The following is a 6,062-nucleotide window of genomic DNA, read 5'->3' on the forward strand; positions in this document are numbered from 1 at the left end:
ACGGAGGCCGGGCGGGCGCTGCTGGTGGAGGCCGAACGCATCCTCGCGCAGGTGCGTTCCGCGCACGAGGCGGTGGCCGCGGTGCAGGGGGTGCTGCGCGGCACGCTGGCGCTGGGCGCCGAGCAGTGCATCGCCGGGGTGCATGTGGCGGGGCTGCTGGCCGCCTTCCGGCGGGAGCACCCGGACGTGGAGATCCGGCTGCGGCAGAGCGGTTCGGGCGCGCTGGCGGAGGGGGTGTCGGCGGGCCGGCTGGACCTGGCCTTCGCCTACCGCGTCCCGGCCGACGGCGACCAGTTGCGCTCGGTGCCGCTGACCAGCGAGCCGATGACCGTGCTGTGCCACCCGGAGCACCGGCTCGCCGAACTGGGCGCGGTACCGGATCCCACCGCCCTGGCCGGTGAGGTGTTCGTCGACTTCCACCCGGACTGGGGGCCTCGCCGGGCCACGGACGCCGCGTTCGCCGCGGCCGGGGTGCGCCGTACGGTCGCCCTGGAGGTCAACGACGTGCACAGCCTGCTGGACCTGGTGGACGAGAACCTCGGCATCGCGGTCGTCCCCCGGCACTTCCGGCACAAGCGGACCTCGCTCACCGCCCTCCCCCTCAAGGGGGTCGACGAGGCCGCCTACGAGACGGTGGCCCTGCTGCCCCCGGAGCGCGCCACCAGCCCGGCCGCCCGCGCCCTGATCGCCCTGCTCGGCACGCCCCGGGCGGAACCCGGCGAACCCGGGTGACCCCACGCTCTCGCGCCGGGGGCGGGGATGCGCGAGGGTGGGAGCATGTACGCGAAGGAGATCCTCATCGAGGGCTACGACCGTATCCGGGAAGAAGTCCACACCGTGCTCGACGGACTCGGCGCGGACGACCTGGACCGCTCCCCCGCGCCCGGCGCGAACTCCATCGCCTGGCTGCTGTGGCACCTGAGCCGGGTGCAGGACGACCACATCGCGGACGCCTTCGGGCTGGACCAGGTGTGGCTGGCGCGGGACTGGGCCGACCGCTTCGACCTGGAGCTGCCGCACCACGACACCGGCTACGGCCACACCCCCGAGCAGGCCGCGAAGGTGCGGGTCCCCTCCACGGTGCTGCTGGCCGGGTACTACGACGCGGTGCACGACCAGACCATCGGCGTGCTGCGGACGCTGGCCGCCAAGGACCTGGAGCGGGTCGTGGACGAGCGCTGGGAGCCCCCGGTCACGCTGGGCGTACGCCTGGTGAGCGTCCTGTCCGACGATCTCCAGCACGTCGGACAGGCCGCCTACGTCAAGGGGCTGCTTCAGAGCGCTTCGGCGTAACCCGGCAGGATGACGTCCTCGATGAGCGCCTTGCGCTCGTCGAACGGGAGGAAGGCGCTCTTGACCGCGTTGACGGTGACCGTGCGCAGGTCCTTCGCCGTCCAGCCCGCGTCCTCGACCAGCAGCGCCATCTCGCGGGTCATGGTGGTACCGGAGACCAGGCGGTTGTCGGTGTTGAGGGTGACCCGGAAGCCGAGGTCCTTCAGCGCGGTGATGGGGTGCTCGGCGATGGAGGCGGCGCAGCCGGTCTGGAGGTTGGAGGTGGGGCACATCTCCAGGGCGATCCGGCGGTCGCGGACCCAGCCGGCGAGGCGGCCGAGCTTGCCGTCGACGATGTCCTCGGTGATGCGGACGCCGTGCCCGAGGCGCTGGGCGCCGCACACCTGGACGGCCTGGTGGATGCTGGGCAGGCCGTACGCCTCGCCCGCGTGGATGGTGAACGGCACGCTCTCGGCGCGCAGGTGCTCGAAGGCGGCCAGGTGGTCGGCGGGCGGGAAGCCGTCCTCGGCGCCGGCGATGTCGAAGCCGACGACCCCGGCGTCGCGGTAGGCGACGGCCAGTTCGGCGGCCTCGCCGACCCGGTCGAACATCCGCATGCCGCACAGCAGGGTGCCGACGCGTACCGGCGTCCCGGCGGCGGCCGCCTTGGCCATGCCGGCCGCGAGGCCCTCCTGCACGGTCTCCACGACCTCGGCCAGAGTCAGCCCCGCGCGGGTGTTCAGCTCGGGGGCGTAGCGCACCTCGGCGTAGACCACGCCGTCGGCGGCGAGGTCGAGCACGTACTCCTCGGCCACGCGCAGCAGGCCCTCGCGGGTCTGCATCACGGCGAGGGTGTGCTCGAAGGTGCCTATGTAGCGGACCAGGTCGCCGGAGCCCGCGGCCTCGACGTACCAGGCGGCCAGTTCGTCGGGGTCGGTGGTGGGCAGGGTGTGGCCGACCGCGGCCGCGAGTTCGATGACGGTGGCGGGACGCAGGCCGCCGTCGAGGTGGTCGTGCAGGACGGCCTTGGGGAGCCGGCGGAGGGTCTCGGTGTCGATGCGGGGCGCGGTCATGGCGTGCTTCCTCGGCGGATCGTGCGGATGGGGATTCAGGCGGCGGGCTGGAGCAGGTCCCAGCGGTTGCCGTAGAGGTCCTGGAAGACGGCGACCGTGCCGTAGGGCTCGTGGCGGGGGTCCTCCAGGAAGGTCACCCCGTGAGCGGTCATGCGGGCGTGGTCGCGGGCGAAGTCGTCGGTGTGCAGGAAGAAGCCGACGCGGCCGCCGGTCTGGTCGCCGACGCGGGCGCGCTGGCCGTCGTCCTTCGCGCGGGCGAGCAGCAGGCCGGTTCCACTGCCCTCTTCGGCGCCGGGTTCCACCACGACCCACCGGGAGCCGTCCGGGCGGGGCTCGTCCTCGGCCAGCCGGAAACCCAGGGCCTCGGTGTAGAAGCGGATGGCGTCGTCGTAGTCGTCCACGACGAGGGTGACCAGGGCAACGCGGCGCATCGGAGCCTTCCGGTGGGGGTGGTTAGCGGGAGAGGTTATACGTAAAACTACCGGGGCGCCAGTCCCCCCTGAGAGGGGACCGGCGGGGTGCTCCGCTACTGGTGGAAGGCGTTCAGGCGGCCGAGTTCGCCGTCGGTGAGCTTCAGGGCGCCCGCCGCGACGTTCTGCGTCAGATGGGCGGGGTCGCCGGTGCCGGGGATGGCAAGGACGTGCGGGCCCTGGTGGAGGGTCCAGGCGATCCGGATCTGGGTGGGGCTGACGCCGTGCGTCTCTGCGATCTCCGCGACCACGGCGTCCGCTTCGGCCGCGACCCGCTCGTGCATGCCCCGTTCGCCGGTCTCCCCGGCGACGGAGTAGAACGGGACGAAGGCGATGCCGCGCTCCCCGCACAGCTTGAGCAGTTCCTTCCCCTCGGGGCCGGGGGTGTCGAGCCCGTACCGGTTCTGCACGGCGACCACCGGTGCGATGGCCAGCGCCTCGTCGAGGTGGCGGGGTTCGATCGCCGAGATGCCCAGGTGCCGGATCAGGCCCTCCTCCCGCAGCTCGGCGAGGGCGCCGAAGTGTTCGGCGACGGAGTCCTGCCGCATCCGGCGCAGGTACACCAGGTCGAGGTGGTCGCGGCCGAGCTGGCGGAGGTTCTCCTCGACGTGGCCGCGCAGCTGGTCGGGGCGGGCGGCGGTGCCCCAGGAGCCGTCCTGCTCGCGGAAGGGCCCGACCTTGGTGGCGATGACCAGGTCGTCGGCGTAGGGGGCGAGGGCGCTGTTGATCAGTTCGTTGGCGGAACGCAGGGAGGAGAAGTAGAAGGCGGCGGTGTCGATGTGGTTCACCCCGAGTTCCACGGCCCGGCGCAGGACGGCCAGCGATGGGGCCCGGTCGCTGGGGGTGCCCAGGTGGAAGGCGGCGTTGCCGGTCAGCCGCATCGCGCCGAGGCCGAGACGGTGGACGGTGAGGTCGCCGAGGGTGAGGGTGCCGGAGGCTGCCGCGGTGATCGCTTCAGTGGTCATCTGCGGAGTGTGCCACGGATGCCGGGCGGTGCGGCCGGGGTAGGAAGGGACGCATGACGATCACCGATCACCCGCTCGTCGCCCGCGCCCGTCTGCTCGCCGCCGAGCTGCTGGAGCCCGAGGCGGAGCGGGTGGACCAGGAGGGCGTGCCGGCGAGCCACATCGAGGCCGTGAAGCGGTCCGGGCTGCTGGGCCTGACGGCACCCGCCGAGTACGGCGGCTCGGCGGCGCCGCCCGCCGTGGTGCGGGAGGTCTCGGAGATCCTGGCGGCCGCGTGCGGCTCCACCTGGTTCGTCCAGTCGCAGCACCACACCCCGGTCCAGGTCCTCGCGCGCGGCGAACCGGCCGCCCGCGAGCGCCTGCTGGGCCCGCTGGCCCGCGGCGAGCTGCTGTCCGGCGTGGCGTACGCGCAACTGCGCGCCCACCCCGCGGCACCCGTACGGGCCCACCACGACGGCACGGGCTGGCGCTTCGACGGCACGGTCCCCTGGTACACCGGCTGGGGCCTGAACGACGTACTCCTCCTGGCCGGCCTGACGGAGGACGACGAGGCGGTGTTCGCCTTCGTGGACGCCCGCGACCAACCGGGTCTGCGGCCCTCCGACCCCCTGCGTCTGGCCGCCCTGACCGCCGCGCACACGGTCTCCCTGGAGCTGGACGGCCTGCGCGTTCCCGGCGACTCGGTGGCCCTGCGCATCCCGTACGCCCAGTGGGCGCCCACCGACCGGGCGAAGACCCTGAACACCAACCCGGCGGTCTTCGGCATCGCCTCGGCGGCCCTGTCCCTGCTGGACGAGAAGACGGCAGCCCCGCTACGAAGCCATGTGGCGGACGTCCGCACCCGCGCCTACGCCCTGGCCGACCACCCGGCCCCGCTGGAGCGGGTGGCACAACGCCTGGCGGTACGGGCGGAGGCGTACGCGGCGCTGAACACCGCCACCACGGCTGCGGTCGTAGCAGGGGGCGGCCGCTCGATGTCCCTCACGTCCAAGGCCCAGCGCCTCGCCCGCGAGGGGATGTTCCTGCTGATCCAGGGTCAGACGGCGGAGACCCGGAAGGCTCATCTGGAGGCGCTCGGGCCCCAGGGCCTCTCTTTTGGATCCTGCCGGAGTCGCGGGGACGTCACGAGCCGGCCTGATCCGGAAGAAGGGCCCTAGTCGTCCGTGCGGCCCTCGACCACGACCAGGAAAGCGTCCGACTTGAGGTCCATGACCACCGTCGCGGGTTCACCCTCGGCCCGGCGGGCGGCGGCGTACTCCTCGGCGGGCCAGGAGCCGCGCGGTGAGCCTGCGGGGAAACGCTCCAGCACTGTCGAATTCATGGCGGCGGACACCTCCGGCGGAAGGTTCGGACGGGACACGGAACCTGTAGCTCATCGGTTGCCCGGCCAACGCACGGACATGCCGTTGTACGCCGTCCGGCACAACCGCATCCACTTGTGGCGCCGGGCGGGAAGGGATCACCGGGAGGCCGTGGCGGACCACGGGCGAACACCGATGCCGAGGAGCCGGAAACGATGAACGACGACGAGCCCGCGGGCGAACTGCGCTGCCTGGTGAGCGGTGCCACCGGCTACATCGGGGGCAGGCTCGTGCCGGAACTGCTCGCCGCCGGACACCGGGTGCGCTGTCTGGCCCGTACCCCGAGCAAGCTGCGCGACCTGCCGTGGGCCGGTGACGTGGAGGTGGTGCGGGGTGATGTGACGGACCCCGACTCGCTGGCCGAGGCGATGCGGGACGTCGACGTGGCGTACTACCTGGTGCACGCGCTCGCCAGCGGAGACGACTTCGAGGAGACCGACCGGCGCGCGGCCCGGTACTTCGGCGAGCAGGCGAAGGCGGCCGGGGTGCGCCGGATCGTGTACCTCGGCGGGCTGACCCCGGCCGGGGTGCCGGAGCAGGAGCTGTCCCCGCACCTGCGCTCGCGGGCTGAGGTCGGCCACATCCTCCTGGAGTCCGGGGTGCCGACGGCCGTCCTGCGCGCGGCGGTGATCATCGGCTCCGGCTCGGCCTCCTTCGAGATGCTGCGCTACCTCACCGAGCGGCTGCCGGTGATGGTGACGCCGAGCTGGGTGCAGACCCGTATCCAGCCGATCGGTGTCGAGGACGTGCTGCGGCTGCTGGTGGGCTCCGCGCGGTTGCCCGAGGACGTGAACCGGACCTTCGACATCGGCGGCCCGGACACACTGACGTACCGGGAGATGATGCTGAGGTACGCCCAGCTCGCCCATCTGCCGCACCGGTTCATCCTGTCCGTGCCGATGCTCACGCCGGGTCTGTCCA

General features: G+C 72.8%; 8 protein-coding genes. 4 read left to right on the forward strand and 4 right to left on the reverse strand.

Translation table 11 applies throughout. From position 1 onward, the window contains the following. A partial coding sequence (locus GT030_RS28445) for a LysR substrate-binding domain-containing protein (protein ID WP_161203537.1) occupies window positions 1–732 on the forward strand: 732 nt, incomplete at its 5' end. 45 nt (window positions 733–777) lie between these two features. Beyond that, window positions 778–1,293, forward strand: coding sequence for a DUF664 domain-containing protein (locus tag GT030_RS28450; RefSeq protein WP_161203538.1), 516 nt, complete (start codon window positions 778–780; stop codon window positions 1,291–1,293). Here GT030_RS28450 and GT030_RS28455 read toward each other — a convergent pair. From GT030_RS28455 to GT030_RS28465, 3 genes are all read right to left on the reverse strand, one after another. Beyond that, the gene (locus GT030_RS28455) at window positions 1,275–2,345 is read right to left on the reverse strand and encodes an adenosine deaminase (protein WP_161203539.1); all 1,071 of its coding nucleotides are present in this window, start codon (window positions 2,343–2,345) and stop codon (window positions 1,275–1,277) included. The two genes, GT030_RS28450 and GT030_RS28455, sit on opposite strands and share 19 nt — an antisense overlap. 35 nt (window positions 2,346–2,380) lie before the next feature. Further along, window positions 2,381–2,776, reverse strand: a complete 396-nt coding sequence (locus GT030_RS28460; RefSeq protein ID WP_161203540.1) for a VOC family protein — start codon at window positions 2,774–2,776, stop codon at window positions 2,381–2,383. A gap of 95 nt (window positions 2,777–2,871) precedes the next feature. Further along, window positions 2,872–3,780 (reverse strand): aldo/keto reductase, encoded by a 909-nt coding sequence (locus tag GT030_RS28465; protein WP_161203541.1) that lies wholly within the window; start codon window positions 3,778–3,780, stop codon window positions 2,872–2,874. Between the two features lie 53 nt (window positions 3,781–3,833). On the opposite strand from GT030_RS28465, the gene GT030_RS28470 reads away from it, so the two are divergent. Further along, window positions 3,834–4,937 carry an acyl-CoA dehydrogenase family protein gene (locus GT030_RS28470; protein ID WP_161203542.1) on the forward strand — a complete coding sequence of 368 codons (1,104 nt, stop codon included), beginning with the start codon at window positions 3,834–3,836 and terminating at the stop codon, window positions 4,935–4,937. Here GT030_RS28470 and GT030_RS35875 read toward each other — a convergent pair. Continuing rightward, window positions 4,934–5,101 carry a hypothetical protein gene (locus tag GT030_RS35875; RefSeq protein WP_165425585.1) on the reverse strand — a complete coding sequence of 56 codons (168 nt, stop codon included), beginning with the start codon at window positions 5,099–5,101 and terminating at the stop codon, window positions 4,934–4,936. The two genes, GT030_RS28470 and GT030_RS35875, sit on opposite strands and share 4 nt — an antisense overlap. A 195-nt stretch (window positions 5,102–5,296) precedes the next feature. Here GT030_RS35875 and GT030_RS28475 point away from each other — a divergent pair. Continuing rightward, the coding region (locus tag GT030_RS28475; RefSeq protein ID WP_161203543.1) for an NAD(P)H-binding protein at window positions 5,297–6,062 on the forward strand (766 nt) is incomplete at its 3' end.

Source organism: Streptomyces sp. SID1328 (assembly GCF_009865595.1).
In the GTDB taxonomy this organism is placed as follows: Bacteria; Actinomycetota; Actinomycetes; order Streptomycetales; family Streptomycetaceae; genus Streptomyces; species Streptomyces griseoluteus.